Here is a 25,946-nt window from a genome sequence, read left to right on the forward strand (position 1 = left end):
ATGAGAATTGCATATATTTCAACCTATCCACCTACCGAGTGTGGAATAGCAACTTACACCCAATATTTAAGTGACTCTGTAAGTGTAAAAGGAAAAGAAATTAGAATATTGGCTCAAATTGGAGCTAAGGGAGATAATGTATTTGAGGTATATGCACCACATGACAAAGACATTGCTTCCAAATTATTCTTTCATGTAGAAAGATTGACTCCTGATATTGTTCAAATAGAACATGAGTTTGGACTATTTGGAGATCAACGAGGTGTGCAGATTATAGAGTTTTTAATTCGTTGTAATCTAGCCGATACTCCTGTAGTTGTAACTTTGCATACTGTTTTTGAAGACCTTAAATATCAAGAAAAAATAATCGTACAGCATATCCTAAATCTGAGCTCAACAATAATTGTTCATGAAAACTTTCAGAAAGATATTCTGCTGAAGAGCTATAATTGCCCGAATCCAATACTTGTTATTCCACATGGAGTCCGGGAAGTAAAGAGAGTTGAGAATGCGAAAGAACTACTTGGTTTGGAAGGAAAGCAGGTGCTTTTATTAGCAGGCTATATGAGATCAACTAAGAACTTTGAGAAAATTATTGATTTGCTTCCGCGATTGGTTGAAAAGAATAAAGATTTAGTTTTGCTTATGGCTTCCAGAAGTAGAATTAATGAGCATTCAGATTATAAAGATTTGCTTTACCGATCATTGAATAAGCCAGATGTAAAGAAGCATGTTAAAATTCTATATGGCAAATTTCCTCAATTTACTTTGGATACAATTTTAAGTGCTGCAGATGTTATGGCTCTACCATATCTTAAGGGAGGTCAAAGTGGAGTGTTGGCTCAAGCATCAGCTTTGTTATTACCAGTAGTTACTTCTGAATTAATGAGTTTCAAAAATTGGATAGAAGAAGTTAAAGGTGGATTTTATGCTAAAACGGATGATGAATATGTAAATCATATCACAAATCTCCTGCAAGATGATGATTTAAGGCTTGAATTTCAAGAGAATATCAGGATTAGCAATGAGAAAATTAATTGGTCACAAATTGCTAACAGGCATATCGAATTGTATGAGAAACTTTTAGTGCCACCTATTGGTGGTGCACAGTTCTATTATAGACCAGAACGTTTAGATTCAAACACAAAAATTGTTCATTAATAATAAATCATCTTATCAAGCAATTCTTTTACTTTAAGTGATGCTATTCCAGAGCGTGAATCGGACATTGCATATGGAAGAATTAGCATGTCTTTGTGAATAATTGCACCGCATGAATACACAACATTAGGAACGTAGCCGTTTCTTTCTTGTTCGTTTGGAATTAAAAATGGATCTTTTAATAATCCAATCACTTTTGTAGGATCTTCCAGATCGAGTAAAATGGCACTTATGGTATAGGTTCGTACCGGTCCAACACCATGAATTAAAAGAAGCCAGCCTTTTTCGGTTTCAATTGGAGAACCACAATTGCCAATTTGGAAAAACTCCCAATAAAAGGCAGGTGGTTTCAAAAGTATTGGATTTTCCCAATGTTTGATATTGTCAGAAAACATGATGTACAAATTTTCATTATCATTTCTGGAAATGGTGGCGTATTTGCCATTTATCTTTCGTGGGAATAATGCCATGCCTTTGCCCTTTGATCCTTCACCCAAAAGAACCGATACTTTAAAGTGACAAAAATCAACAGTTTCTATTAATTGTGGTAAAGCTGTAAAACCATTGTAAGCTGTATAAGTTGCGTAATAAACATGTTTGCCCGTTCCGTTGCCATTTTTAAATAATACAAACCTGGCATCTTCAACTCCTTTGATCTCATTATTCGAAACAGGAAAGATTACACGTGCACTAATATCTAATTCTGGTGAAAATTTAATTTCATAATTAGCGTTGGCCAACCACAACAGGGTTTCAATAGCCTCTTCGCTACTTCTCCCTACTTTTTTGTGTTTTATATCCTTCTTTTTCCTGAAAATGTGAATGGCTTCCTTTAATTCGTCAAATGTGAATTCATCCAGTAAATTGTCTAAGATTTTTGATACTAAATCATAAGTTCCAATTTCTTTTAGCTTCAAACAAAAATCACTTTTTAAATATATGGGATCAGGAGTTCTGTTTACGCGTTCAATCAAAGCACTGTTTTTTTGTACCAAAAGTTCACCATTAGACCTAATTACACCACGTCTAAAAACAATTGAAGAAATATGTCCTTCTCCTACGGCTCTAAAACTTAGCAAAACTTTTAATCTACCAGATTCAGAATCGATAGCTTCAGGGTGGATGACAATGGATGGATTAAACAGCGCTGCAGATTCTATGGAATATTCCATGGTAAAATAAGAACCTATTAATAGCTTTTGCTCTAAACTAAAATCGTTTTTGAATTCTGTTGTCTTAACAATTTGGTCGAAATTGTCCTTAAAAATTCTCTTTATATTACGATGGCGCTTGGAAAAACTTTTTAAAGTTTGATCTAGAATTTTTTTAGCTTCTTCCTCAGGCAAAAGAAATATTCGTTCAAAAATATTCTCAATGCGCTTTGAGTTTCCTGGAGTAAAAAAACGTGTTACTACTCTGGAATCATCCGGAGTAAAATGAAGAATTTGTTTGTTTATGGAAATTGCTTTTTTATTAGCCATCTGAATCCTTTTTAACGAGCTTACTAAATATACGAAATTTCGGCTCGTTAAAGAAAAAGGAATGGCTTACCAGCTAGTATTTTAATACAGGTAATGAGATTTTAAACCTGATACAAAGCAACCTGAAAAGTATAATACAAAAAATGGTGAGGAACTGATTTAATGCAGAATTAATCTCTAAATAATTTAATAGAATAAATAAAACTCCACCAGCGAGACATGCAGTTGCATAAATTTCTTTTCTGAATATTAAAGGAATATCGTTACACAAAGTATCGCGAATTACTCCGCCCATTACCGCTGAGAATAATCCCATGATAATTGCCAGAAATGGGTGAATACCAAGACTCAATGATTTTTCAATGCCGATAATTGTAAAAACTCCAATTCCAATAGTATCAAAAAGAAACAGAGTACGCTTCAAAGTCATGATTGTATTCTTGAAAAGAAAAGTAAGTATTACACCCAAACTAATAATTATGATATAATTTAAATCACTAATCCAGGCAACCGGGAAATTACCCAATATTACATCTCTTAGCGTGCCACCGCCAATAGCTGTAATAAATCCAGTAAAGTAAGCTCCAAATAAATCAAGCTTTTTATTTGCTGCAGACAATGTTCCACTGATGGCAAATACTAGCGTTCCAATAAGATCTAGAAAATATATTACACTCATGATTTAAAATTTTTGCAAAAATAGAAAGTCCGATGATAAAACAATACCAATTGTCAATTAAAATGATCCTTTTTGATAAAAAAAGAAAGAGGATGAAATTAACTTTCATCCTCTTCATATTTGTGTTAATTTTTTAATTTATCCTTGTGCATCAACCACGGCTATTGCAGTCATATTAATGATTTCTCTTACCGAGCATCCCATGGGTACAATATGGAAAGGTTTTGCAGTTCCTAACAAAATAGGTCCGATATTTTCCAATCCACCAAGATCTTGCATTAGCTTGTAAGCAATATTTCCGGAGCTAAGGTTTGGGAAAATAATTGTATTCACATCTTTTCCTTTAATCTTGTTAAAAGCAAAGGTCTCATCTCTCAGTTTTTTATCGAGGGCAAAGTTCAATTGCATTTCACCATCAACGGGTAATTCAGGATGATTTTCGTGTAAATATTCAATTGCTTTATTGGCTTTTACAGGACTCCCTTTTCTTACCGAACCAAAGTTTGAATAAGACACCATTGCCATTACCGGATCAACATTGAATGTTTTTAATGCGCGTGCAGTACTCAATGTGGTATCAACCAACGATTGTGGCGTTGGTTCTGAATTTACTGTAGTATCAGAGAAGAAAAGTGGTCCTTTTTTGGTCATGATAATATTCATTCCTACAAGAGTTTTCATTCCTTCCTCAATACCAATTACTTTGCTGGCAATTTTAAGAGCTTCAAAATATCTGGTTGCGTATCCTGAAATAAATGCATCTGCATCACCATTTTCAACCATCATGGCACCAAAATAATTTCGGTCGTACATTTTTTCAGCTGCTTCCTTGTGAGTTAAACCTTTACGGCCACGTTTCTCACATAAAATATTAGCATAGCTGTCTCTTCTTCTTCTTTCAGCTTCACATCGAACGTCAATAATATCAGCACCAGTTAAATCCAACTCATTTTCTTCAACAATGCGCTGAATATTTTCTGGATTACCCAATATAATTGGTTTCGCAATCCCTTCGTTTAAAGCAATTTGTGCAGCTTTAAGCACATTAAAGTTATTACCTTCGGCAAATACAACACGCTTAGGGAATCTTTTTGCTTTGTTGAATACTGTTCTCAGTAATTCATTTTCTGTTCCCAATCGTTGTTTTAACTCTTCTGCGTAGGCATCCCAATCTGTAATTTCCTTTTGTGCCACACCCGATTCAACAGCAGCTTTTGCAACTGCAATGGAAACACTCGAAACCAATCTAGGATCCAAAGCTTTTGGTATAATATAATGTCTACCAAATACGATATTGGCTTCGTTATAAGCGGCATGAACAGCCTCTGGAACAGGCTCTTTTGCTAATTTAGCTATGGCATTAACCGAAGCAATTTTCATTTCTTCGTTAATAGCTGTAGCCCTAACATCAAGAGCTCCTCGGAAAATATATGGGAAACCCAATACATTGTTGATCTGGTTAGGATAATCAGATCGACCCGTAGCTACAATTACATCTTTACGAGCATCGAAAGCATCGTTGTATGAAATTTCAGGATCAGGATTTGCCAAAGCGAATACTACAGGGTTTTCAGCCATTGAAAGAACCATTTCTTTGCTCATGATTCCACCAACTGATAATCCTAAAAATACATCGGCACCCACCAAAGCTTGTTCAAGAGTATCAACATCTTGTGTTGTTATGAATTGTTTTTTCTGTGTATTTAAGTCGGTACGTTTTGAGTTGATTACACCACGACTATCGCACATGATTACATTTTCAGGCTTAACTCCTAATGAAATGTACAGTTTGGTACAAGATATTGCAGCGGCTCCTGCTCCATTTACCACTACTTTTACATCTTCAATTTTTTTATTCCCAAGTTCTAAAGCATTTAATAAACCTGCCGCAGAAATAATAGCAGTACCATGCTGATCGTCATGCATTACAGGAATATCTAACTCCTTTTTCAGTCTTTCTTCAATCTCGAAACATTCCGGAGCCTTAATATCCTCAAGGTTAATACCTCCAAAAGTTGGAGCAATAGCTTTAACTGTTTCTACAAATTTATCTACATCAGTTGCATCCACTTCGATATCGAAAACATCGATATCTGCAAATATTTTAAACAACAGACCCTTACCTTCCATAACCGGTTTCCCGGCCAATGCTCCAATATTACCTAAACCCAGAACTGCTGTTCCGTTAGAAATTACTGCTACAAGATTTCCTTTGCCAGTGTAACGATAGGCATCTGCAGCATTCTTTTCAATTTCGAGACATGGCTCGGCAACACCCGGACTATAGGCTAAAGCCAGATCTCGTTGAGTTCTGTATGGTTTTGTTGGAATAACCTCAATTTTACCAGGACGTCCTTCGGCGTGGTATCTTAAAGCATCTTTTGAACTAATCTTTGCCATTTGTTTGTTTTTCTTTGTGCAATACGCACGGTTAATAGTATTTTGTGAGTTGCAAAGATGCTAATAAAAGAGTGTAAGAAATGCCGGGAATTAGTTAAAAACTGTAATGATATCAGTATCTTACTGAATTACTTTTAATTAAGACTAGTGATAAATAAGAGAAATTTTTCTTGAATATACAGGAGGAATGAAGCTATCTTTTGCTTTTAATCAGTAATGAGTGAGAAAACTTATTTTCAGCCAGGAATTTCTTGTCGTAAGTGTGACTATTACCTTCTAAATCTTCTACAACAATTTTATTAATTTTCCATTCACCATTTTCGGATTTCTTTTTAAACAAGATTCTTCCCAAAAGCATTCCAACTTTTGTTTTTTTCTTGTTCTCACAAGTGGTTTGAATCACTTGCTTCCCCGATGGAGACTCAAAGTAAATGTCAACCTTATTTAATCCCTGTAAAGAATAAGCTCTTAAAGAAAAATAAAGTGTTTCATCTGATTTGCTTACGTCGATTGACTTTTGAACCAAATTTACGGAGTGTAAATTGAATTTACCTTTTAATTCATTGTTCGCATAGACCGAAAATGACAGCACACATATTGTCAAGAGTAGAATACCCTTGAAAAGAATCTTTTGAATGTGCTTGTAATTTAATCTCATAATCGGATGGCATGAAAATACAATTTCCTATACGAAAGAAAACAAAAAGGGATACTCAATTTTGAGTATCCCTTTCAATTTATATTATTTCTAAGAAATTACTTGATCTCAGCCTTAACTGTAGCCATTGTTTGTAAAAGATCTTCTCTTGTTGGAGCCAATGCTTTTGCTTTGGTTAACTCAGCCATTGCTTTTTTGTAGAAACCTTGAGCTTTTGCTGATTCAGCTTTAAATTTTTCTGGCTCTTTGTTAGCAATTGGATTCGCTTTTTGCATGATAGTAGCACCTTGGTTGAAATACAACATACCTAAACCAACTAATGCATCAGCCTGGTATTTTGATTTACTTTCGCTAGCTTTCTTGTAAAGATCTTCAGCAGCATCCATTTTGTTTGCTTTTTGAGCTTTTTGTCCTGCAACCAAGTAATGCTTTGAAAGAGATGCAATTAATTTTGAATTTTTAGTAGGAATTGCTTCAATACCTTTTTTCAATGTAGCAACCATTTCGTCCATTTTCTTTTGCTTCTTTTGTACTGAAGCAAGATATTGGTATGATTTTGAAAGTTTATAGTTGTTTGAAACAGATTGAGCAAAGTATTTTTCAGCTTTAGCGTAATCTTTCAATTTATTTGCACAGTAAGCAGCATTAAAAACCAATGCAGGATCTTCGAATGTATCTTCAGCTCCTAAAAATGCTTCATATTTTTCAAGTGCAGTTTTGTAATCTTTCGATTTTACTGCAGCATTACCTTCATTTTTTAGTTGAGCAGCAGATTGTGCGAATAAGCTTGTGGCACAAAAACATACTGCGATAAATAAAATTAACTTTTTCATACTTTGAATTTTATGATTATTTGATTTTATATTTTTCTGTCAAAACAAGCCTAAAAATAACGATTTCAGAGAAAATTCAAATAGAATTAACACAAAAATATTCTTCAATAAAGATTGTTTAGAGGAAATTTATTTAATTGAGCCAATTCAATGGTTTCTTTCTGTAAATACTTATCATCAATCGTATAATTGTCGTATTGAGTAAGCTGATTGTTCTTTATCAGGCTATTGAGTTTCTTCGTATATGCCTCTCCAATCTCCGAATAGCGATGCAATAATGGTACCAATTTACAAGGGTCATCGGTATTCGATCTCTCTAATCGAAACTCTTTGTAGGCACGAACCCTTGCAATGGTCTGATAATAATCATTTACCGACTCTTCTATGCTAGAATATCTGCGCACGTAGATATGTGTAGAATCTCTTCCTACCAAGGCTTTAATTCTGTTCTCTCCTTTGTTGTACGACCATATGCCAAATACATTATTTCCTTCCTGAAAAAACCTGGATGACCCCCAACCTGATTCCAAAGCGGCTTGTCCAAGAACAATACTGGCAGGATGTGGTTTTAATCTATTCTTCAATTCGGATATTTCGGAACATTTGTACTGTTCGAACAATTGAAAAAGGAAAATACTATCGCTTTCAATGTAATTAGGATGCTGTGTAAGCCAGGTTTCAATGTGTTCTACTCGTTTAATTTTCTGATTTAAATTGTGTTGAGCCAAAAGAACCGATGGCAATAACATTTCCACAAACTTCTGCTTTTTCTCTTTTACAGGAAGCATTCGTAAGGAGATTACTTTGGTATATATATAAGGAGTAATGAGTGTATCAGCAAAGGCATGCACATCGTCTTTGCTTACAATCTCTGCATATTCCGGCCTAACCTTCTCATGCGTGAATACCACACGTTCTGTACATGATACGCACATTAAAAGCAAGCAAATCAAAGAAATAAACAGTTGTTTCATGTTGAATTATTGTTAATTCCAGTTTGCTAAAATAGTATTTTATTTTGTGCTGGCAAATTTAAAACTAAAATGATCGTTGATTAGAGAAAGGTTGTTGGGGCAATCAGAAACCCTCTAAATACCATTATACTGCGGAAGCAGCTTAATTTTAGGAAAACATGCATTGCAAGCTTGCATTCCATGTTCGACCACAAAAAAATGTGTATCTCACGCTTGCAATACACATTTTATTGCAGAGAAATATGCATTTCATGCATGCAAAGTTTATTTTACGCAAAAAAAATATACTTCACATGCTTGCAAAGAATGTTCCACCAGAAAAAAATGATTTGCACATGCTTGCATTGCTTGTTGATCTCCAAAAAAATATGCTTCTCATGCGTGCAAAGCATGTTTTACCAAAAGAAAATACTCTTTACATGAGTGTAAAGGGTGTTTTTTTGTTTTCGAGGAGCTTTTTCATTAAAGTGTACCAAAAAAATCCACAAAAAAAGCAGAACCTAATTGGCTCTGCTTAAGCTTATACTATCAAAAGAAACTTATACATTTAATACAACCACCTCGCCAAATGCTGGTGTTGCAATATTAAATGAATCTTCCAACTTGATGTTCTCTTCAATAGCCTGAATGGTTCGAATTACACCGCCGTGAGTAAATACTGCAACTTTATTGTGATCCTGTGCTTTCAATTCATTCCAAAATTCCAAAACACGATCGCGAAGCATTACAAACGACTCGCCATTAGAGCATTTAAGATTTACGAAATCTTCCATCCATTTCTCAAGAAACGGATCTTTAATTTCGTCCCAAACTTTTCCTTCCCAATCGCCAAAGTGCAATTCCATTAGTCTTTTTTCTTCTTCTGCTTGATCAGGATAAATATCGTTGGCTAGTTTTTTTGCTCTTGAAAGTGGACTTGTATAAATTTTATCAAACTCCACTCCATCAAGGTTTTTCTTGACAGCTTCTAGCTCTTCAGGATATGTTTCGGCCAAATCAACATCTTTTTGTCCGTAGCAAACTCCTTGTTCTACTGCTACTGCTGTATGACGAATTAAATAGATTTCCATTTTGTAATATTAATAGTTTAAAAGTGATAAATAAGATAGGTAGAAGACAATTTCGCAAACCTGTTGAGTTGCACCAATGCAATCGCCTGTGTATCCGTTTATCCACTTGTTGTAATATCTTCCTAATAAGAATTTGCAAAGATATACAGGAATTATAATCAGGAAAAATTTAGCATTTCCTAAAAGAGCCAAAGGCAAAATTCCTGTTAATACCATAAATATAAAATTACCAATGCTTAGTTTCTGCGAATAGTCTTTTGCTTTAGAATTCTCAACTCTTGCATATTGGTGTGTGTTTACCAAAGTGGCTGCTGCCATACGTGTTGTTGAATGTGCTGCAATTAAAATCCAAGGCAATTGGTTTGCCGATATGGAAAACTGACAATAAAACTTTGTCAATATCAGGAAGATGATTCCCGTAACACCAAATGCACCAATCAAGGAATCCTTCATAATTTCCAGGATTCTTTCTTTGGTCCAACCGCCACCAAATCCGTCGCACACATCCATAAAACCATCTTCGTGTAAAGCTCCGGTTAGCAAGGCTGTTGCTACCATGCTCAATATTACTGCCAAATTAAAGGGTAAAAGGATGTTACTCATATAAAAAACAAGAGCCGCCACTCCACCAATTATTAGGCCAGCAATAGGAAAATATTTTATGGCTTCGTGCTGATATTCCTTTTTAAAATCAGCCCATTTAGGAAATGGAATTCTTGTGAAAAAGGATAATCCTGTAAAGAAAATATTGAATTCGCGTTTCATAAATTATATTGAAATCAAATTAGCGGTTGACAACTTTTTTATCTCAATTCTTGAGACTGTTTTTAATAATCTTAACTCCTTCTCGTGATGATTTTTTCCCTTTTAAGGGAACCGTAGCGAAGCGGAGCTCGTGAACACAATTGAAAATTAACTTAAATGTGAACAAAATCCCGACAGGGAAAAGGGTGAAAAAGAGAATTATAAACAAAGATACACCCTTCTGGCTGTCGCCATCTTCCCTCTGAGGGAAGAATTTAAAAATTAAAGGATTGGCAATCTAATTCTTTGTTACACTCCTTTCAAAAGAATAAATATATACTTACTCATTCACTACTTTATCGCTATTGCTTACGCCAGCATCCTCGAAACTAGCCATTTGATTCAGGAAGTTAACTGCTGATTCGATAATTGGATAAGCTACAGCAGCTCCGGTTCCTTCGCCCAATCGCATGCCCAAATCTAATATAGCATTGGCATTTAAATGTGCCAGCATATGCTTGTGCCCATTTTCGTTCGATTTGTGCGTAAAAATACAATATTCCAACACTTTAGGATTCATTTTAGATGCAGCCAAAAGTGCTGATGTAATGATGAATCCGTCTACCATGATGACCATTTTCAGTTCGGCAGCTTTTAGCATTGCTCCTGCAATCATTACGATCTCAAATCCACCAAAGTGAGCGAATATTTTTTCAATTGTTGAATCACCTTTATAGTTCTCAACAGCTGATTTTAAGATTTCATATTTTCTTTTCAAGCCTTCATCATCCCATCCGGTTCCTCGGCCAACACACTCCTTTAAATCTACATCAGCCAATAAATGCAATAAAACAGCTGCAGAAGAGGTGTTTGCAATACCCATTTCACCAAAACCAATGATATTGGTTCCACCTTTATGAGCTTGTTCAACCAAATCAGCTCCACTTTTAATGGCTAGTTGAAATTGTTCTGCAGTCATCGCGGCACCATTAAGGTACGATTTGGTTCCATGGGCAATTTTGGCATCAATTACATTCCACTCTTTGTCGAAATCGTAATTTACACCTGCATCAACAATTTTGATATCAATACCATTCTGACGACCAAATACATTGATGGCAGCTCCTCCAGCCATAAAGTTGGCAACCATTTGCCAGGTTACTTCTTGTGGATAAGGGCTAACGCCATCCAATGCTATGCCATGATCACCAGCAAAAACCATTATTGTAGGTTGTTTTAATTCTGGGGATAAGGTGTTTTGAATGCAACCTATCTTAACAGCCAATTGTTCCAACATTCCTAATGAACCAATTGGTTTGGTTTTAAAATCAATTTTGTGTTGAAGTTGTTCAATCAACTCTTTGTTTGGAGTTTTTATATCGAAATTCATATTGAAATTGAGTTTAATCTGGTTTATATTTCTTCTGTTGCTTCGCTAACGCCAGCATCCTGAAAGGAAGCCATCTCGTTCATGAATTGAGCTGCACTTTTTATTAAAGGAAAACAAACCATTGCTCCGGTTGCTTCGCCCAAACGCATACTAATATCAAGAATTGGTTCGCCACCCATGATATTCAGCATTTTAATGTGAGCTTGTTCATTCGATTTGTGTGCAAATAAGCAATAATCCTTAACCTTAGGATTGATTTTAAATGCTGCCAGTAATGCCGATGTAATGATGAATCCATCAATTAAAAGTGTCATTTTTAGTTCGGCAGCTTTTAACATGGCCCCAACAATCATCACAATCTCAAATCCTCCAAAGTGAGTAAGCACATCAATTGGATCCTTTGATTGATTGTATTTTGAAAGGCCTTCGTTTAAAAGATCGAATTTACTCTTCACACCTTCTTTATCTAATCCGGTACCTCTGCCAACACACTCCTCCAAAGAAATATCACCTAAAAGGCTAAGTATTAGTGAAGCTGATGAAGTGTTTCCAATTCCTTTTTCACCGAAAATAATGAAATTGCAACCATTTTGGTGAATTTCTTCAATCACCTCGGCACCTCGTTTAATTCCTTCGAGGCATTGTTCTTTAGTCATAGCTGGTTCTAGTCGGTAATTTTTAGTACCGTAGGCCAACTTTCTATTAATTATAGGAAGGCTTGGATCAAAATCATGATCAACACCCGCATCAACTACATTAAATTTGATACCATGTTGTTTGGCAAATACAGTTGATGCTGCGCCACCTTCCATATAATTGTATAGCATTTGATAGCTAACAGATTTTGGATAAAAACTAACTCCATCATCAGCAATACCATGATCTCCAGCAAATACAACCACATTAGGATTGTTAATTGTTGGATTTAGGCTATTTTGAATTTTCCCTAGCTGGAAAGCAATTTTTTCCAACATTCCCAACGAACCAATAGGTTTGGTTTTCGTATCAATCTTCTCCTGTAATTCTTTATTTAAATTATCTGATAAAGAATCAATTTTAAATTCAATCATCTGTTAATTTCTATTTTTACCAAGAATATTTTTTAATTCAGTTAAGCTCTTCTCCAACTGAACTTTACAATCATCGTTAGTTTCATTAGCGAATGCTACTTCCAGATCAGCCAATGCATCTGTTCTTTCCAATTTTACCAATGCAATTGAAGCTTTGCTTCTTACATCAGCATCTTTATCACGTAACAAACCAGGAATCCATTTCTTAGAAGACCAACAAGCCAATTCGATTACTTTATCAATTGCTTCCAATTTTTCTTCTTTCGATCCTGAAAGGTTTTTGTAATATTTTGATTGAAGGTCCTGAATGTCTTTTGTATAAATGATTTCATTCTTGAAGAAGTCAGGTCGCATTACAGATTTAGGGTATTTCACCATTTCATTATTTGTAGCCCAGCGAACAATACGAGGAAGCATCCAACGCATTCCAGGAGTACATTCTGGATGGCCAACAAATGAAGCCACTTTACCTTTTCCTACCGTGTTGGCTACAATAAATGGTCTGTTATTAGTCATGTTTGCAGGTGTTCCTTCAACAGTGTGAACATCAGACAACATGGTTCCCAATGATCCTTCTTCAATTTCATCTTCCGCAGAAACCAAAACTGGTCCTTCATAATACTGACAGAATGAAATTTCACGATCTTTTAATTCAGGAAAGATTTTTTCTCCTTCTTCAGTTAAAGAGAATTTAGCCAAACCATGTCCACGATGATCATGCTCAATATCAATAGCCTTATAACCAGTAAGGTTTAAGCTTGGATAGTTAGGTGTATTGGTCATGATATATGCTCCGGCACAAATACCAACTACAGCTACACCTTTATCTTTTACCAAAGAAACAACTCTTTCGATACCTGACTCTCCAAGACTCATGGTTTCACTTCGTCCACTTCCGCCAGGGAATACAATTGCATCAAAATCAAGAATTTCATCAGATACAATTTGACTTGCACGAATTACTTCACAATCAATTTTTGGATCAATTTTTAAAGCTTCAACAGCATCAGCAATACACCATGGGCTATCACCATTTTTGTCGAATACTCCGACTTTAATTCTTTGTTCAGCTTTGGTTTCTACTCGTTTACACGAATAGTTTACGCATATTAGTGTAAATAACAATACACCAATTGTAAGAAATTTGTTCATGTTAGATTAGTTAGTGGTTTATATTAAGTGTGTTTTTTATTTCAAGAGGAATACCCGATATTACCATGCTAACAATATCAGCCTTAGCTGCAATATATTGGTTAATTGTTCCCTGGATGTCATTAAAGCGCATTGCCATATCATTGCCCGGATGACCACCCAGGCCTAATTCATTTGTTACAATAATCCAATCACAATCTTGTGCGAATATTTTATCCAGCTCTTCTTTGGCTTGAGCTATTGTTTTATCATCATCATCTCCATTATCGAAGAAAAAATTATTGAGCCATAGGGTTATACAGTCTAGTAAAATAACTCTGTTATTTACATCATGCTGACTTAAGAACTTTTCTTCTTCGATGTTGGTCCATTGAGCTCCCCTGCGAGCTTTGTGTGCTTCAATTCTTTTTCTATGATTATCATCCCAAATCCGTGAAGTGGCCATATATACAGGATTTGAAGTTTTACTTAAGATCAATTTTTCTGCAAATTCGCTTTTTCCAGATCTTTGTCCTCCCGTAATTAAATGAATCATAGCTAAATGTAAATATTATAATAAGAATTATTTGTTATGGTGAATTTACGAATTTATAATTCCGACAAGAATATTTTTTTCCTTTTTTAAAACAGGCTATTCCATGGTAAGTAACAGGCTATAATAATTAGAATACCCACAAAACAAACAGCATGGTTAATGTATTTGATTTTATTGATTTCCTCATTTCTCAAAGGTCGATCATTCTCACCTATATAAGGCTTATTAACACTAACTCCTCCATAATCATGAGGACCTCCAAATCGACAATTTAAAATTCCTGCCAATGCTGATTCAGGATATCCTGCATTAGGACTTGTGTGTGCTTTTCCATATTTAAATATGAATTTTAAGCCACGATAACTTAGTGTAACAAAAATCATTAATAAAGCAGTGATTCTTGCTGGTATAAAATTAACAACATCGTCCAAACGTGCTGCGAACCTACCAAATAATATGTACTTGTCATTTTTGTAACCAATCATGGAATCCATGGTGTTAATCATTTTATAGCACATCATGCCAGGAACTCCACCTATAGCATAATAAAATAGAGGAGCTATAACACCATCCGATAAGTTCTCTGATAAAGTTTCAAATACGGCCAATCGAATCTCTTGCTCAGACAGTTGAGAAGTATCACGTCCAACAATCCATGATAGTCTTTTACGTCCTGCTTCTAATCCTAAGCTATTTAGATGACGAAACACTTCAATTCCTTCCTGCAAGAGGCTTTTGTTGGCCAATCCATAAAATACAAATACCGACGTAAAAATAAGATACGCGTAATCATTGATCTGTAATATTAAATATGAGCACAAGTAAAAAATAGCAAATACTGATGATGCAAGGAACAAACACATGATTGCACCTTTAATGAATCGATTCTTTCCTTTGTTCAACCATTTTGTCAGTATTGAAATTGAATTTCCAAAACCAACTATAGGGTGAGGTAACTTTCTGGGATCTCCAAAAATTAGATCCAAAACATATCCAATAAGAAGGGGTATTATAATGTATTTAATTTGCTCCATTTTTGTAATGCATCAATTAGCAACTGATTTTTTTCCTGGTTTAATGTTGCCACGCGAATATAAGAAGAATTTAGGCCACGAAAATTTTTAGCATCTCGAATCAAGATGCCAAATTCAGAAATTAGATAGTTTTTTAACTCTGTAGAGTCACCTTTTTCTAGTTCGATTAAAAAATAGGAAGTTTTTGTAGGCTGAATTTTAATTCCTGAAATTTTGGCCAATTTTTCGGTAAATTTTTCCGCGCTTGATTTACAATGCTTTACAGGAGGCAAAACATCTGCTTTGTGCTGAATTAGGTATTTCCCAGCCTCAATTGCTAGTGAATTTACCGTCCAGGGAGCCTTGTAGAATTCAATTTTCTGTACCAATGCCTTGTCTGCGATCAAATATCCCAATCTCAGGCCGGGAATTGCGAAATTTTTAGTGAGAGATTTTACGATGATAAGATTTTGATGCTTTTTGATCAAATCTATTGAAGATGAAATTGCATCGGTGAAATCTATATAGGCTTCATCAATTACAAAAACAGAATTTGGATGATTCTGTAGCAAAATATCAAGATCTTTTTGTAATAAAATATCGCCAGTTGGATTATTAGGATTACAGATCCAAACGAGATCCGTATCGAAGTTGGAAAAAGAGGACAAGTCTTTCCAATTGATAAAGTCAAGCTTGTGTTTATTGATTCTACAGGCATCTTCGTATTCTGAAAATGTAGGAACAACAATGGTAGAACTCGTATTACCATAGCATTGGGCGATAAGATAAAAGGCTTCTGTAGCACCGTTTACAGCCATCAACATATTGGTTTCAACATCAAGATCTTTTGCTAAAACATGGATAAAACTCTCTGCAGAAGCTTCAGGATAGGAGTCTATGGCATTCCAATTCTTTATCAGATGCCTTTTTAAAGCTTCGGAATACCCACCGTACCAGACATTGGTGCTAAAATTGGCTTTAATGTCCTGTTTATATTTGTATCCATCATCTCCGTGTCCCTGTAACATGTTGTTATATAATATATAAAGGTTATAATTTATAAAGATATTACTTCTGGTAATTTCTTTCAAAAAAGAATGAGTTTACAAATGTAATTACAAGTGTAAACTCATCATATATTGATTAAAGAATTATTTCTTCAATAAATCAAGTTCAATTACTGAATTTGCAATGCACCAATTAAATCATTGATATCTTGAACGTTGTGGCGTTTCATATAATCTTCTAAGCCCACAACTACCTTTTCAGTAACCTGTGGATCGATAAAATTCGCTGTTCCAATTTGAATTGCGGTAGCACCGGCCAAAATAAACTCAATGGCATCTTTGGCGTTCATTATGCCTCCTAATCCAACTATTGGAATGTTAACGGCATTAAATACTTGCCATACCATTCTAAGAGCAACTGGTTTTACTGCAGGACCTGATAAACCTCCTGTAACGGTTGATAATAAAGGTTTTCTGGTTTCTGCATTGATTGCCATACCCAATAGGGTGTTGATTAATGATACTGAGTCGGCTCCTTCAGCTTCAACAGCCTTTGCTATTTCAGTAATATCCGTAACATTCGGCGATAGTTTTACCATTAAGTGCTTTTTATACACTTCGCGAACCGCTTTAACCACCGAAGCAGCAGATGCACAGCTGGTTCCGAATGCCATACCACCTTCCTTCACATTAGGACAAGAGATATTCAACTCAATGGCAGGAATGTGCTCCAGCTCGTTAATCATAGCAGCTGTTTCTACATAATCTTCAATTACTGATCCTGAAACATTAACCAAGATGTTGGTATCGTAGTGTTTAATTCGTGGATATATTTCCTTGCAGAAGTTTTCAACTCCTTTATTTTGTAATCCTACTGCATTTAGCATTCCTGAAGGCGTTTCTGCCATTCTGGGATAAGGATTTCCTTCTCTATGGTGTCTGGTGGTACCTTTTACTATAATACCGCCTAAATTGCTTAAATCGATAAAATCTTCGAACTCTTCACCGAACCCAAAGGTTCCGGAAGCGGTCATTACCGGGTTTTTTAAGCTTAGATCTTTAAGTTTTACTCCTAAATTTACCATTTCAGATCGTTTATATTGAATACCGGTCCTTCGGTACAAGTACATTTATTACCTTCCGTTGTTTCAGTTACGCAGCATAAGCAAGCTCCAAAGCCACATGCCATAGTGTTTTCAAGCGACACCTCGCAAGGGATGTTCTTTTGTGCAGAATATGCCGCAACGGCCTTCATCATTGGCTCCGGACCGCATGTAAATACGTAATCAAACTTTTCTTTTTCCAATACAGAGTGTTGTGTTGGGTATCCTTTTTCACCAAAGGAACCATCCTCCGTAGTAACCAGGATGTTACCGTATTCTTTATAAGCATCAAGCTCTACGGCATCTTTCTCTGATCTAACACCAAGAAGTGTAGTTACATTATTACCTGCTTCTTTTAGGTGTTTTGCAAGGTATAGCAAGGGAGCCACACCACAACCGCCACCAACAAGTAATGTATTGGCATTATTTGGAATGGAATATTGATTACCCAATGGATAAACAATGTTTAATGTATCACCTTCTTTTAGTTCACCCAATTTTTTGGTTCCATCACCAATTTTTTTGATGTATAAGCTAATTGTATTGCGCTCATAATCTACAAAATGGATTGATAATGGTCTTCTAAGGAAGGTTGTGTTGGAATCTTTTACCAAAACGTTTACAAATTGTCCTGGATGTATTTCCGGAAGTGGCTCTAAAGCCTTTACATCCAGCACAAAATGCTCATCGTTCAGCTCTTTTCTTTGTAGTACCTCAAAGTCTTGTACTAATTTTTTCATGGTGCCTAGCAATATTATATCTGTTAAGAATAAATCCAAGCAAAGATAATTCAAAAAATGCTTAAGATGGGTTGTATTCCCTAAAAGTTTTATCAGTATAAAACACAACTACCTTTTCTATTTGTTTACCAGGAACGAATACGTTCATTTCTGAGAAGGATTCAGGCTGATTTACAGGCTTTGCAGGTGATTCCTTTTTTAATTTAGGTGGTTGAGGAGTAGTATTAGGTGTATCTTCTTCCTTTTCAAACTGAATCATCTCATTCTCGAAAAGTTTAGAAGTTTCTTGTGATGTATACATTTCACCTTCTCCAAAAATAATCCAATCAATATTGACATGAGGGAAGGATCGTCTTATTTTTTGCACAAAATCGAGGCTAGGCTTGTTTCTACCTGATAATATATGTGATATACTGGAGCGTTGCACGCCAATAGTATCGGCAAATTTTGAAGATGTTAAACCTTCACTGTTAATTAATTGAACGATTCTATCTTTCATAGGTTGATATTTTACAGATGTTAACTGTGTCTGTCGATACAAAGGTAAAATAAAATTTACAAAAATCAAATTGAAAATTTAAATTGGTGTTACTTATGTGATTTATAAATGTGAATTGACATTTTAGACGGTTACAATTATCAATTACAATTGTAGATTACATTTCTAAACGCGCTAAGCTCCTAATTTCTCCATATATAGACTTAAAAAGACTTTCCAGAATAAATAGAATTCATTAAGTAGCACCTAAACCAAAAGAGTATATAATACGCTAAATACAATTTATAACAACCTAAATGTCAGTAGTATAGTTCATTAGGTTTTGTTTACAAGTGTATTTATTAGAAATATAACAAGAATCAACACTATTTCGGTCTGTTTGATTAAAATACTATTCGATTTTTAAGTCAATTAAAACTCGTAAATAGCTGAATAATAATATTATAACGACTGATATTTTACAATTATCACCCATATTGATACAATTTTATAGTGTTGTAAACCATACGATTAAAGTAATAATATAATACATCTCTATAAAATACTGGTTACTAGAATTAAATACTCTAGAATATTAACTATTATTAGATTTGTAACCTATATTTAAATGATATAATACATTTGAAATGTGTATACAAAAAGCAATTGAGAATAAACAATCATCGAGACACGTAATCGCCCAATTGAGTTACAATTCTAAATTACATGTGTAAAAAGTTAATTTTCGAAGATGGGATTTGACTCCCATCTCAGTTTACAATATTAATTTAATGATGTAAACAAATAAAGTGAGAAAAAGATGCTTTTGTTTACTTGAAAAGGATTGACAATTGTATTTTTTCAATCAAATGGCCTGATTGTTTACAAAAATTACAAGCTAATGAGCTTAAAAACGGTAAGAATTGCTGATAATATTCAGTAATTTAGGCAGATACAAGTATAAATAGCAAAATAATTATTGCTAAAATCTAGAAGAAAAATGATGTTTGCAAGATAAGAAAGCCTATTTCGACTTTCTTATCTTTAGATATCCCATAAAAAGAATATAGATTGAGAATCCTACAATTAAGATTCTTAAAATAAGGTTTTCCGTTACACTCCCATTGGATGTTAAAATATCTCTTGATAATGCAGGAATCATAAATATTAAAAGCCCAAAAACCAAAACCAGCATTGCAATTGTAAATATCCGTCGGAGTTTGATTTGCTTTGGTGACAACTCCTTCTTTTTGGCCTGTTTTTTCTTTTTATGATGCTTTGATTTGCTTTGTGGTGTTTTCAATGCTTTTTTTAATCGACTACCTACAAGAAAAGCAAATACGCATAGTCCTATTACGATATATAATTCTGTACTCATTTATATGATGTTTATAGAGTGTTTCTTTATTCTATTTTTCTTTTCTGTAAGATTGGGGCAATGACTTGCTAAAAGCTCCCAGAATTGGCTGGAATGGTTTTTAACGACTGTATGACACAATTCGTGAAGGATAACCATATCCGATAAATCTTCTGGCAAACGCATTAAATGCAAACTCAAATTTATTTTATTATCATGAGAGCAAGAGCCCCATCGGCTTTTGGTATTTTTGATTTGTACGGAATGGTACTTAAATCCATGTTGTTTCGCAAGAAATTCTATCCTCTTAGGCAAATAGTATTTTGCTTCGCGCCGAAGAGTTTCAATTATGGATTTTCTGATAAACTCTTGTAAGCCTGTATTAATAATTTCCATTCCTTCGGGATAAATTACCTCAAGTATGCCATTATTAAGTTTCGAAGAATAAGACTTGGTAGTTACCTGAGTAATTCTCAGCTCGTGGTATTTGGTTTTAAATTTGGTATTCTGATCAAAAATGGTTTGCTGACTTTCCCTGGCATCTTTCTTCTGTTTAGCTTGAATGATCCAGGCCTTGTTTTCTTCAGCAAACTTTATGGCTTCCTCGACGGAAATGCAATTGGGAACGTTTATCCAAATTCCTTTTGTTGGAGCCATGCGAATTGATAACCGCCTGAAACGCTTATCGGTTCTTAGTGCAATTTCTCCAATGTCTTTAATATAGATGATTTTTTCTGTAGGCATAAAAAAAGCTTTGCAAAATGCAAAGCTATTAAAATATCTAATTTTGGAAATTACTTTTCCTTAATTAAGGTGCTTAATCTGGTAAATGATTCATCTACATTCTTAATCAAGTCGTTAAAAATTGACTTGTAATATGCCTTTACCATTTTAGGATTATCTTTTCCATCAGGATGGTTAACTCTTGCAATTAAATTATTTCTTGCAATAATAGTATCCTTGATGATATCCATTACCTGCTCCCTGTTTTCCGGGTGCAAATAATTGTAGTTATAACAATCTGAAATAACCTCAAAACAAAGATAATCAATGTCTTTTTTTAAGCGTCTTCTACTAGCCATCTTAATAGTTTTTGATGAATAAATCGGGATTCTTCCCTCTGATCGGGAACAAAGGTAATAAACCCCGATTAATTTATCATTTAAAAATAGATAAAACTTGAGCACTTAGGAGTAGTCAGCCAATTGTTCAGCTAAAATTTTTCGCCCCTGGAATATTCTACTTTTAATGGTGCCAATTGGCAAATTTGCATGTTCAGCAATTTCGCGGTATTTAAATCCCTCTAAAAACATTTTAAAAGGCGTGCGCAAGGATTCTTCCAATTTGTTCAGTTCCTTCATGATATCCTTATAGTTTTGTATAGAATAAGGATTGTCAAAACTTACATTTACCTTTCCTATATTGTTGTTTGTTTCATGAGCCATCCACTCACGTTGCTTTAACTTCTTTCTATATGCATTTATGAACAAGTTCTTCATAATTGTATAAAGCCAAGCTTTAAGATTGTTATGGCTAAATTTTGCTTTGTATATGAAAGCCTTCAAAACGGTTTCCTGGCATAAATCCAATGCATCTTCTCTATTGTTGGTTAATCGGTAAGCATAAATTCTAAGTTGCTCTTCTAAATTAACGATCGTATTATTAAATTCTATTGTTGTCATGATTGTACCTCTTATTGTTTTGTCTAATAAAAATAAAAAAAGATTAGACAAAAGTCAATAAATCCTTAAACAGAACTTTAATAACAGTTCCTGATTCTAAATAAAAAAAGCCTACATTCTTTTAAATGAAAGGCTTTTGGCAATTCTATATTAGTCTTTCTAAATAAGACTAAAAAGTCTTTTAATTACTTCAATTGAAGTAGCTTTTTAAATTTTTGTGGAGATGTAATCAATTTCATGGAATCAGGCACTTCTATCCCTTCTTGCTTAAGTTGTAAGCCAGTGACCATTAGCTCTATATTTTTAAAGGATTTTTCCATACTTAACAAGTAGACATTAATATCCTCTGGATTAATCGGCGAAATGAAAGAGCTGATAATATAATCAGGATTGTAATCATTTACTGCGCTTACCAAATCCTTAAATGGCAGATTTTGTCCAAGATAAAGCGTACTGAATCCATTTCTTCTTAGTATATAATTGTAGAATAGAATCCCGACTTCATGCAACTCACCTTCCTTTAAGTATATCAGCACTTTCGACGCACCTTCCACTGACTTTCCTGAAAGAGAATCGATCGATGCAAATAATTTTTGTCTAATCAAATTTGAAATAAAGTGTTCCTGAGCTGGATTGATTGAGCCAACTTGCCAAAGCACTCCTATCCTTTCGAAAAAAGGGAAAAGTACTTCTACAATGGTTGATTCCATTCCGCTTTCGAGTATGTATCTGGACAAAATAGACTCAAACAATTCTTCATTAAAATTTACTGTTGCAAGCGTAAGTTTCTCTATGTGAAATCCAATACTTTTATTTGACCTTGACAACTCTAATATTTTAGCTTCTAGATCAATGGTGCTTAATTTAGCAAGGTGAGAAATTTTAATTCCTGATGAATTAAGCATTGAAACATTAAGCAGTTTACGAAGGTCACTATCAGAATATGAGCGAATATTGGTCTTGCTCCTTTCAGGCTGAATGATACCATATCTTCTTTCCCATATTCGAATGGTGTGAGCTTTTACTCCTGTTATTTTTTCAAGATCTTTTATGGAATATTTACTCATATTTTTCAGTTAGTGAGAAGAGTGAAAATCCACTCTCTTTAATAATTATTAAATCTAATCAAAAAAACTAAAACCTGCATAAAATGGCAGGTTTTAGTATGTATTATAGAGATTATTCTGGCAATAAAACCTTATCGATTACATGAATTACTCCGTTAGTTCCCTGAATATCTGTTGCAGTTATGTTAGTATCTCCGTTAATTGTTACGCCCGAACTTGTATCAATATCAAGCATACTTCCTTCATTTAGAGTTGATACCATGCCAGTTGATGCCTGATCTGATCTTACATTACCAGAAACAACATGGTAAAGCAAAATTGGAGTTAAAGTTTCTGCACTTAAGTCGTCAATTCCATCAACTCCTAAGGCTTCAAAAAGTGCTTCAAAAGCTGCGTCTGTTGGAGCAAATATTGTAAATGGTCCATCTCCACTTAAAGTTTCAGCTAAATCAGCCTTTACGACTGCGGCTACCAAATGCTCGAAGTTGTCGTTAGCAATTGCAATATCAACTACATTAGGAGGTAATAAAACCTTATCAATTACATGAATGACACCATTGAATGCTTCAATATCTGCTGATGTTACCGTTGTTTCTTTGTTTAGCTTTACTCCATCGTTCGTGTCTAATCGTAACATTACAGGATCCATATCCGGACTGCTGGTAGCTAGTGTTTCCACATATCCCGGATTAATATCCGTTGACATAACCTTACTGCCTAAAACATGATAAAGTAGAACTTGAGTTAGTGTTTCGACGGATAAATCCTCAATTCCTGAAACACCCAGATTGGTAAATAAATCCTGAAAGGCCTGATTGGTTGGTGCAAAAACTGTAAATGCACCTTCTCCATCCATTGTTTCTACAAGACCAGCTTTGTCAAGAGCTGCTACCAGGCTGGAAAAATCGCCATTTGCTGCTGCAATATCTGCTATCGACTGTGCTTCCTCTTCTGCTTCAGGAATTAACACCTTATCAATTACATGTATTACCCCATTGGTTCCTTGTACATCAGTAGCAACAACATTACTTGATCCGTTGATAATAACTCCACCACCATCAGCATCTATTTCAAGATTAGCTTCGGTATTTAGGGTCGAAACTGTACCAGTGCTAACATCGGCAGCTCGAACATTTTCTGAAACAACGTGATAGGTAAGAATTGGGGTAAGATCTTCTGCTGACAAATCTTCAATTCCATTTATGCCCAGATCAGCAAATAAAGCCTCGAAAGCGGCATCAGTTGGAGCAAAAATCGTAAATGGCCCATCTCCTCTAAGTGCATCTACTAAATCAGCTTTAATTACTGCATCTACTAAATGTGAGAATGTAGCATTTGCGATAGCTATGTCAACAACATCAGGAGGAAGAAGAACCTCGTCAATGATGTGAATCACGCCATTGGACGCCATAACATCGGCGCTGGTAACATTGGCGCTATTATTTAATTTTACGCCCGAATCAAGACCAACGAGTAAATTGATAGGGTAATCACCAGGAGTAAATGTACTTAGTGTTTGCACATAACCTTCAGACAAGTCTGTTGATTTTGCTTGAATACCCAATACATGATATAAAAGAATCGGGACTAAAGCTTCAGCACTCAATTCATCAATACCTGAAACTCCCAAATCCGTAAACAATTGCTCGAAAGCAGCATTTGTCGGTCCGAATACCGTAAAAGGTCCATTGGTATTTAAAGCTTCTACCAAGTCTGCCTTTGTAAGAGCGGCAGCTAAAATTGAGAAGTTATCATTACCTACAACAATGTCAACAATATTTTTTTCCGTTGGCATTGGATTTGGCATGTCATTGTCATCATCTTCGCATGAAACATTAACTATTGCTGCGATCATTAGGAGAAATAACCCTAAACTAAATTTGTAATTCCTGAAATTCATGTCATTTTTTTTAATGGTTCAATCAGGAAACAAATTCAATTCATTTTTTGTTCATCAAAATCGGAAAATAATTAGACAAAAATATAAAAATAAATACAACACTTTACTGTTTTTGGGCATTTTAAGATTTTACTTTTTCTGCAATTATTTGCGGAGGGTAAGTTAATTTTCCTTCCGTTTTAGCAACAATTGTCGAAACGGTGGCATCTCCGGTTACATTTACAACCGTTCTAAGCATGTCTAAAGGTCGATCTATACCAAGTATTAATGCCAGGCCTTCAATAGGAATACCAACGGATGTAAGAACGATAATAAGCATTACAATGCTTCCACCTGGTACACCCGGCGTTCCAATAGAAGCCAATGTAGCTGTTACAACAATTAAAAGCTGATCGTAGATATCCAATGGTACACCAAACACCTGGGCAATAAAAACCGCTGCAATGGCTTGATAACAACTTGTTCCATCCATATTGATGGTGACTCCAACTGGCAAAACAAAACTTGCAACTTCGTTTGAAACACCCATTTTATTTTCAACACACTCCATAGTTACAGGAAGTGTTGCTGCACTGGAACTTGTAGAAAATGCTAGTAATTGAGCCGGAGAGATTGATTTGTAGAAGTCAGTATACTTTATTGGAGTAAAAATTCGTAAGAATAATGGATATATTAAAAAGATCATGATCAATAATCCCGCTATTACTGTTATTGCATACCATCCCAATGCAGTAAAAAGGTCTACATCTCCTGAAAAATCAACAATTAATCCGGCAATTAATGCAAATACTCCATATGGTGCAAAAAGCATGATGATATCGATGATTTTTAGAATAATAGCATCTATTCCATCAAAAAAATCCTTTACTGCTTTTACCTTTTTTTCTTCCAGAATTACCATTGCAATCCCAAATAAAATGGCAAAGAATATGATTTGCAGCATTTTGGTATTGTCTGTGGCTGCTTTGAAGAAATTGTCTGGTACCACGTCAACTAAAAACTGAAGTGGAGATTCTTCCTTGATATGATCGGCTTGATTCTTCTTAAGGCTAATATCTGATCCAAACCTTTCCTGAAGTTCTATTTTTTTGTGCTCTGGGAAGGTGTTTCCAGGTTCAAAATTATTTACGAGTAAAAGTCCAAAACTAACTGCTATAACTGTAGAAATCACATAAAGTGAAATGGTTTTTATTCCTATGCGTGAGAGTTTTGAGATGTTTGAAAGACTTGAAATCCCCTTAACCAATGAAACAAATATTAGTGGTACAGCTATAAGTTTTAAAAGGTTTAAAAAGATTGCACCCCATGGTTTTATCCAATCTGTAGTGAATTTGGTTAAATCAAAATAAACAGCAAGCATTCCGGCAACAATACCTAAAGCCATTCCTATTAATATTTTCACATAAAGGGGTAATCTTTTCCACATAAGCTGTATTTTTAATAAGCTTTAAA

General features: G+C 34.8%; 25 protein-coding genes. 1 reads left to right on the forward strand and 24 read right to left on the reverse strand.

Features of this window, described 5'->3' with window-relative positions; translation table 11 throughout:
* Positions 1–1,161, forward strand: a complete 1,161-nt coding sequence (locus BXY64_RS17195) for a glycosyltransferase (RefSeq protein ID WP_120241217.1) — start codon at positions 1–3, stop codon at positions 1,159–1,161.
* On the opposite strand, the gene BXY64_RS17200 is transcribed toward BXY64_RS17195, so the two are convergent.
* The 24 genes from BXY64_RS17200 to BXY64_RS17320 all read right to left on the reverse strand — a co-directional run bounded on the left by BXY64_RS17200 (position 1,158) and on the right by BXY64_RS17320 (position 25,920).
* The gene (locus tag BXY64_RS17200; protein ID WP_120241218.1) at positions 1,158–2,642 is read right to left on the reverse strand and encodes a glycoside hydrolase family 130 protein; all 1,485 of its coding nucleotides are present in this window, start codon (positions 2,640–2,642) and stop codon (positions 1,158–1,160) included. The two genes, BXY64_RS17195 and BXY64_RS17200, sit on opposite strands and share 4 nt — an antisense overlap.
* 73 nt (positions 2,643–2,715) lie before the next feature.
* The gene (locus BXY64_RS17205) at positions 2,716–3,321 is read right to left on the reverse strand and encodes a trimeric intracellular cation channel family protein (RefSeq protein ID WP_120241219.1); all 606 of its coding nucleotides are present in this window, start codon (positions 3,319–3,321) and stop codon (positions 2,716–2,718) included.
* A 138-nt stretch (positions 3,322–3,459) separates the two neighbouring features.
* Positions 3,460–5,721, reverse strand: coding sequence for an NADP-dependent malic enzyme (locus tag BXY64_RS21775; protein WP_120241220.1), 2,262 nt, complete (start codon positions 5,719–5,721; stop codon positions 3,460–3,462).
* A gap of 193 nt (positions 5,722–5,914) precedes the next feature.
* Complete coding sequence (locus tag BXY64_RS17215; RefSeq protein WP_120241221.1) at positions 5,915–6,379, reverse strand: hypothetical protein; 465 nt, start codon at positions 6,377–6,379, stop codon at positions 5,915–5,917.
* Positions 6,380–6,477: 98 nt separating this feature from the next.
* On the reverse strand, positions 6,478–7,212 hold the full coding sequence (locus BXY64_RS17220) for a tetratricopeptide repeat protein (RefSeq protein WP_120241222.1): 735 nt from the start codon (positions 7,210–7,212) through the stop codon (positions 6,478–6,480).
* 104 nt (positions 7,213–7,316) lie between these two features.
* Entirely contained in the window at positions 7,317–8,186 is an 870-nt protein-coding gene (locus tag BXY64_RS17225) for a glucosaminidase domain-containing protein (protein ID WP_120241223.1), read from the reverse strand.
* 539 nt (positions 8,187–8,725) lie between these two features.
* Entirely contained in the window at positions 8,726–9,256 is a 531-nt protein-coding gene (cobC, locus tag BXY64_RS17235; protein ID WP_120241225.1) for an alpha-ribazole phosphatase, read from the reverse strand.
* A gap of 9 nt (positions 9,257–9,265) precedes the next feature.
* The gene (locus BXY64_RS17240; RefSeq protein WP_120241226.1) at positions 9,266–10,021 is read right to left on the reverse strand and encodes an adenosylcobinamide-GDP ribazoletransferase; all 756 of its coding nucleotides are present in this window, start codon (positions 10,019–10,021) and stop codon (positions 9,266–9,268) included.
* A gap of 319 nt (positions 10,022–10,340) precedes the next feature.
* Positions 10,341–11,390 carry a nicotinate-nucleotide--dimethylbenzimidazole phosphoribosyltransferase gene (gene cobT / locus BXY64_RS17245; protein WP_120241227.1) on the reverse strand — a complete coding sequence of 350 codons (1,050 nt, stop codon included), beginning with the start codon at positions 11,388–11,390 and terminating at the stop codon, positions 10,341–10,343.
* Positions 11,391–11,413: 23 nt separating this feature from the next.
* Entirely contained in the window at positions 11,414–12,460 is a 1,047-nt protein-coding gene (gene cobT / locus BXY64_RS17250) for a nicotinate-nucleotide--dimethylbenzimidazole phosphoribosyltransferase (RefSeq protein ID WP_110359571.1), read from the reverse strand.
* Positions 12,461–12,463: 3 nt separating this feature from the next.
* Positions 12,464–13,612: a BPL-N domain-containing protein gene (locus tag BXY64_RS17255; protein ID WP_120241228.1), complete on the reverse strand. Its 1,149-nt coding sequence runs from the start codon at positions 13,610–13,612 to the stop codon at positions 12,464–12,466.
* 10 nt (positions 13,613–13,622) lie between these two features.
* Positions 13,623–14,147, reverse strand: coding sequence for a bifunctional adenosylcobinamide kinase/adenosylcobinamide-phosphate guanylyltransferase (locus tag BXY64_RS17260; RefSeq protein ID WP_120241229.1), 525 nt, complete (start codon positions 14,145–14,147; stop codon positions 13,623–13,625).
* Positions 14,148–14,233: 86 nt separating this feature from the next.
* Positions 14,234–15,181, reverse strand: a complete 948-nt coding sequence (gene cbiB, locus BXY64_RS17265) for an adenosylcobinamide-phosphate synthase CbiB (RefSeq protein WP_120241230.1) — start codon at positions 15,179–15,181, stop codon at positions 14,234–14,236.
* A complete protein-coding gene (locus tag BXY64_RS17270) occupies positions 15,157–16,188 on the reverse strand; it encodes a pyridoxal phosphate-dependent aminotransferase (protein WP_120241231.1) in 1,032 nt (343 codons plus the stop codon). Before BXY64_RS17270 ends, cbiB begins: the two co-directional genes overlap by 25 nt.
* A gap of 149 nt (positions 16,189–16,337) precedes the next feature.
* Positions 16,338–17,252: a dihydroorotate dehydrogenase gene (locus tag BXY64_RS17275; RefSeq protein WP_120241232.1), complete on the reverse strand. Its 915-nt coding sequence runs from the start codon at positions 17,250–17,252 to the stop codon at positions 16,338–16,340.
* Positions 17,246–18,010, reverse strand: a complete 765-nt coding sequence (locus BXY64_RS17280; RefSeq protein ID WP_120241233.1) for a dihydroorotate dehydrogenase electron transfer subunit — start codon at positions 18,008–18,010, stop codon at positions 17,246–17,248. Before BXY64_RS17280 ends, BXY64_RS17275 begins: the two co-directional genes overlap by 7 nt.
* A gap of 61 nt (positions 18,011–18,071) precedes the next feature.
* Positions 18,072–18,509, reverse strand: a complete 438-nt coding sequence (locus BXY64_RS17285) for a helix-turn-helix transcriptional regulator (protein WP_120241234.1) — start codon at positions 18,507–18,509, stop codon at positions 18,072–18,074.
* A gap of 1,003 nt (positions 18,510–19,512) precedes the next feature.
* Positions 19,513–19,866: a hypothetical protein gene (locus BXY64_RS17290; RefSeq protein ID WP_120241235.1), complete on the reverse strand. Its 354-nt coding sequence runs from the start codon at positions 19,864–19,866 to the stop codon at positions 19,513–19,515.
* Positions 19,867–20,589: a M48 family metallopeptidase gene (locus tag BXY64_RS17295; protein WP_120241236.1), complete on the reverse strand. Its 723-nt coding sequence runs from the start codon at positions 20,587–20,589 to the stop codon at positions 19,867–19,869. It abuts the gene before it with no gap.
* A 50-nt stretch (positions 20,590–20,639) separates the two neighbouring features.
* On the reverse strand, positions 20,640–20,927 hold the full coding sequence (locus BXY64_RS17300; RefSeq protein WP_110359561.1) for a hypothetical protein: 288 nt from the start codon (positions 20,925–20,927) through the stop codon (positions 20,640–20,642).
* A 105-nt stretch (positions 20,928–21,032) separates the two neighbouring features.
* The gene (locus BXY64_RS17305) at positions 21,033–21,527 is read right to left on the reverse strand and encodes an RNA polymerase sigma factor (RefSeq protein WP_120241237.1); all 495 of its coding nucleotides are present in this window, start codon (positions 21,525–21,527) and stop codon (positions 21,033–21,035) included.
* A gap of 185 nt (positions 21,528–21,712) precedes the next feature.
* Positions 21,713–22,594, reverse strand: a complete 882-nt coding sequence (locus tag BXY64_RS17310) for a MerR family transcriptional regulator (protein ID WP_120241238.1) — start codon at positions 22,592–22,594, stop codon at positions 21,713–21,715.
* Between the two features lie 112 nt (positions 22,595–22,706).
* Positions 22,707–24,494: a fasciclin domain-containing protein gene (locus tag BXY64_RS17315; protein WP_120241239.1), complete on the reverse strand. Its 1,788-nt coding sequence runs from the start codon at positions 24,492–24,494 to the stop codon at positions 22,707–22,709.
* Positions 24,495–24,615: 121 nt separating this feature from the next.
* Positions 24,616–25,920, reverse strand: coding sequence for a dicarboxylate/amino acid:cation symporter (locus BXY64_RS17320; protein WP_120241240.1), 1,305 nt, complete (start codon positions 25,918–25,920; stop codon positions 24,616–24,618).
* Between the last annotated feature and the right edge of the window lie 26 nt (positions 25,921–25,946).

Origin of the sequence: Marinifilum flexuosum, assembly GCF_003610555.1 — a bacterium.
GTDB classification, from domain to species: Bacteria; Bacteroidota; Bacteroidia; order Bacteroidales; family Marinifilaceae; genus Marinifilum; species Marinifilum flexuosum.

Coding starts and splice junctions, on each gene's coding strand:
- BXY64_RS17195 (WP_120241217.1), top strand. CDS start 1: ATGAGAATTGCATATATTTCAACCTATCCACCTACCGAGTGTGGAATA.
- BXY64_RS17305 (WP_120241237.1), bottom strand. CDS start 21,527: ATGACAACAATAGAATTTAATAATACGATCGTTAATTTAGAAGAGCAA.
- BXY64_RS21775 (WP_120241220.1), bottom strand. CDS start 5,721: ATGGCAAAGATTAGTTCAAAAGATGCTTTAAGATACCACGCCGAAGGA.
- BXY64_RS17255 (WP_120241228.1), bottom strand. CDS start 13,612: ATGAACAAATTTCTTACAATTGGTGTATTGTTATTTACACTAATATGC.
- BXY64_RS17260 (WP_120241229.1), bottom strand. CDS start 14,147: ATGATTCATTTAATTACGGGAGGACAAAGATCTGGAAAAAGCGAATTT.
- BXY64_RS17285 (WP_120241234.1), bottom strand. CDS start 18,509: ATGAAAGATAGAATCGTTCAATTAATTAACAGTGAAGGTTTAACATCT.
- BXY64_RS17300 (WP_110359561.1), bottom strand. CDS start 20,927: ATGGCTAGTAGAAGACGCTTAAAAAAAGACATTGATTATCTTTGTTTT.
- BXY64_RS17225 (WP_120241223.1), bottom strand. CDS start 8,186: ATGAAACAACTGTTTATTTCTTTGATTTGCTTGCTTTTAATGTGCGTA.
- BXY64_RS17310 (WP_120241238.1), bottom strand. CDS start 22,594: ATGAGTAAATATTCCATAAAAGATCTTGAAAAAATAACAGGAGTAAAA.
- BXY64_RS17275 (WP_120241232.1), bottom strand. CDS start 17,252: ATGGTAAATTTAGGAGTAAAACTTAAAGATCTAAGCTTAAAAAACCCG.
- BXY64_RS17240 (WP_120241226.1), bottom strand. CDS start 10,021: ATGAAACGCGAATTCAATATTTTCTTTACAGGATTATCCTTTTTCACA.
- BXY64_RS17315 (WP_120241239.1), bottom strand. CDS start 24,494: ATGAATTTCAGGAATTACAAATTTAGTTTAGGGTTATTTCTCCTAATG.
- cobT (WP_120241227.1), bottom strand. CDS start 11,390: ATGAATTTCGATATAAAAACTCCAAACAAAGAGTTGATTGAACAACTT.
- cobC (WP_120241225.1), bottom strand. CDS start 9,256: ATGGAAATCTATTTAATTCGTCATACAGCAGTAGCAGTAGAACAAGGA.
- BXY64_RS17290 (WP_120241235.1), bottom strand. CDS start 19,866: ATGAGTACAGAATTATATATCGTAATAGGACTATGCGTATTTGCTTTT.
- BXY64_RS17205 (WP_120241219.1), bottom strand. CDS start 3,321: ATGAGTGTAATATATTTTCTAGATCTTATTGGAACGCTAGTATTTGCC.
- BXY64_RS17215 (WP_120241221.1), bottom strand. CDS start 6,379: ATGAGATTAAATTACAAGCACATTCAAAAGATTCTTTTCAAGGGTATT.
- BXY64_RS17270 (WP_120241231.1), bottom strand. CDS start 16,188: ATGTTACAGGGACACGGAGATGATGGATACAAATATAAACAGGACATT.
- BXY64_RS17220 (WP_120241222.1), bottom strand. CDS start 7,212: ATGAAAAAGTTAATTTTATTTATCGCAGTATGTTTTTGTGCCACAAGC.
- BXY64_RS17280 (WP_120241233.1), bottom strand. CDS start 18,010: ATGAAAAAATTAGTACAAGACTTTGAGGTACTACAAAGAAAAGAGCTG.
- cbiB (WP_120241230.1), bottom strand. CDS start 15,181: ATGGAGCAAATTAAATACATTATAATACCCCTTCTTATTGGATATGTT.
- BXY64_RS17200 (WP_120241218.1), bottom strand. CDS start 2,642: ATGGCTAATAAAAAAGCAATTTCCATAAACAAACAAATTCTTCATTTT.
- BXY64_RS17295 (WP_120241236.1), bottom strand. CDS start 20,589: ATGCCTACAGAAAAAATCATCTATATTAAAGACATTGGAGAAATTGCA.
- BXY64_RS17320 (WP_120241240.1), bottom strand. CDS start 25,920: ATGTGGAAAAGATTACCCCTTTATGTGAAAATATTAATAGGAATGGCT.
- cobT (WP_110359571.1), bottom strand. CDS start 12,460: ATGATTGAATTTAAAATTGATTCTTTATCAGATAATTTAAATAAAGAA.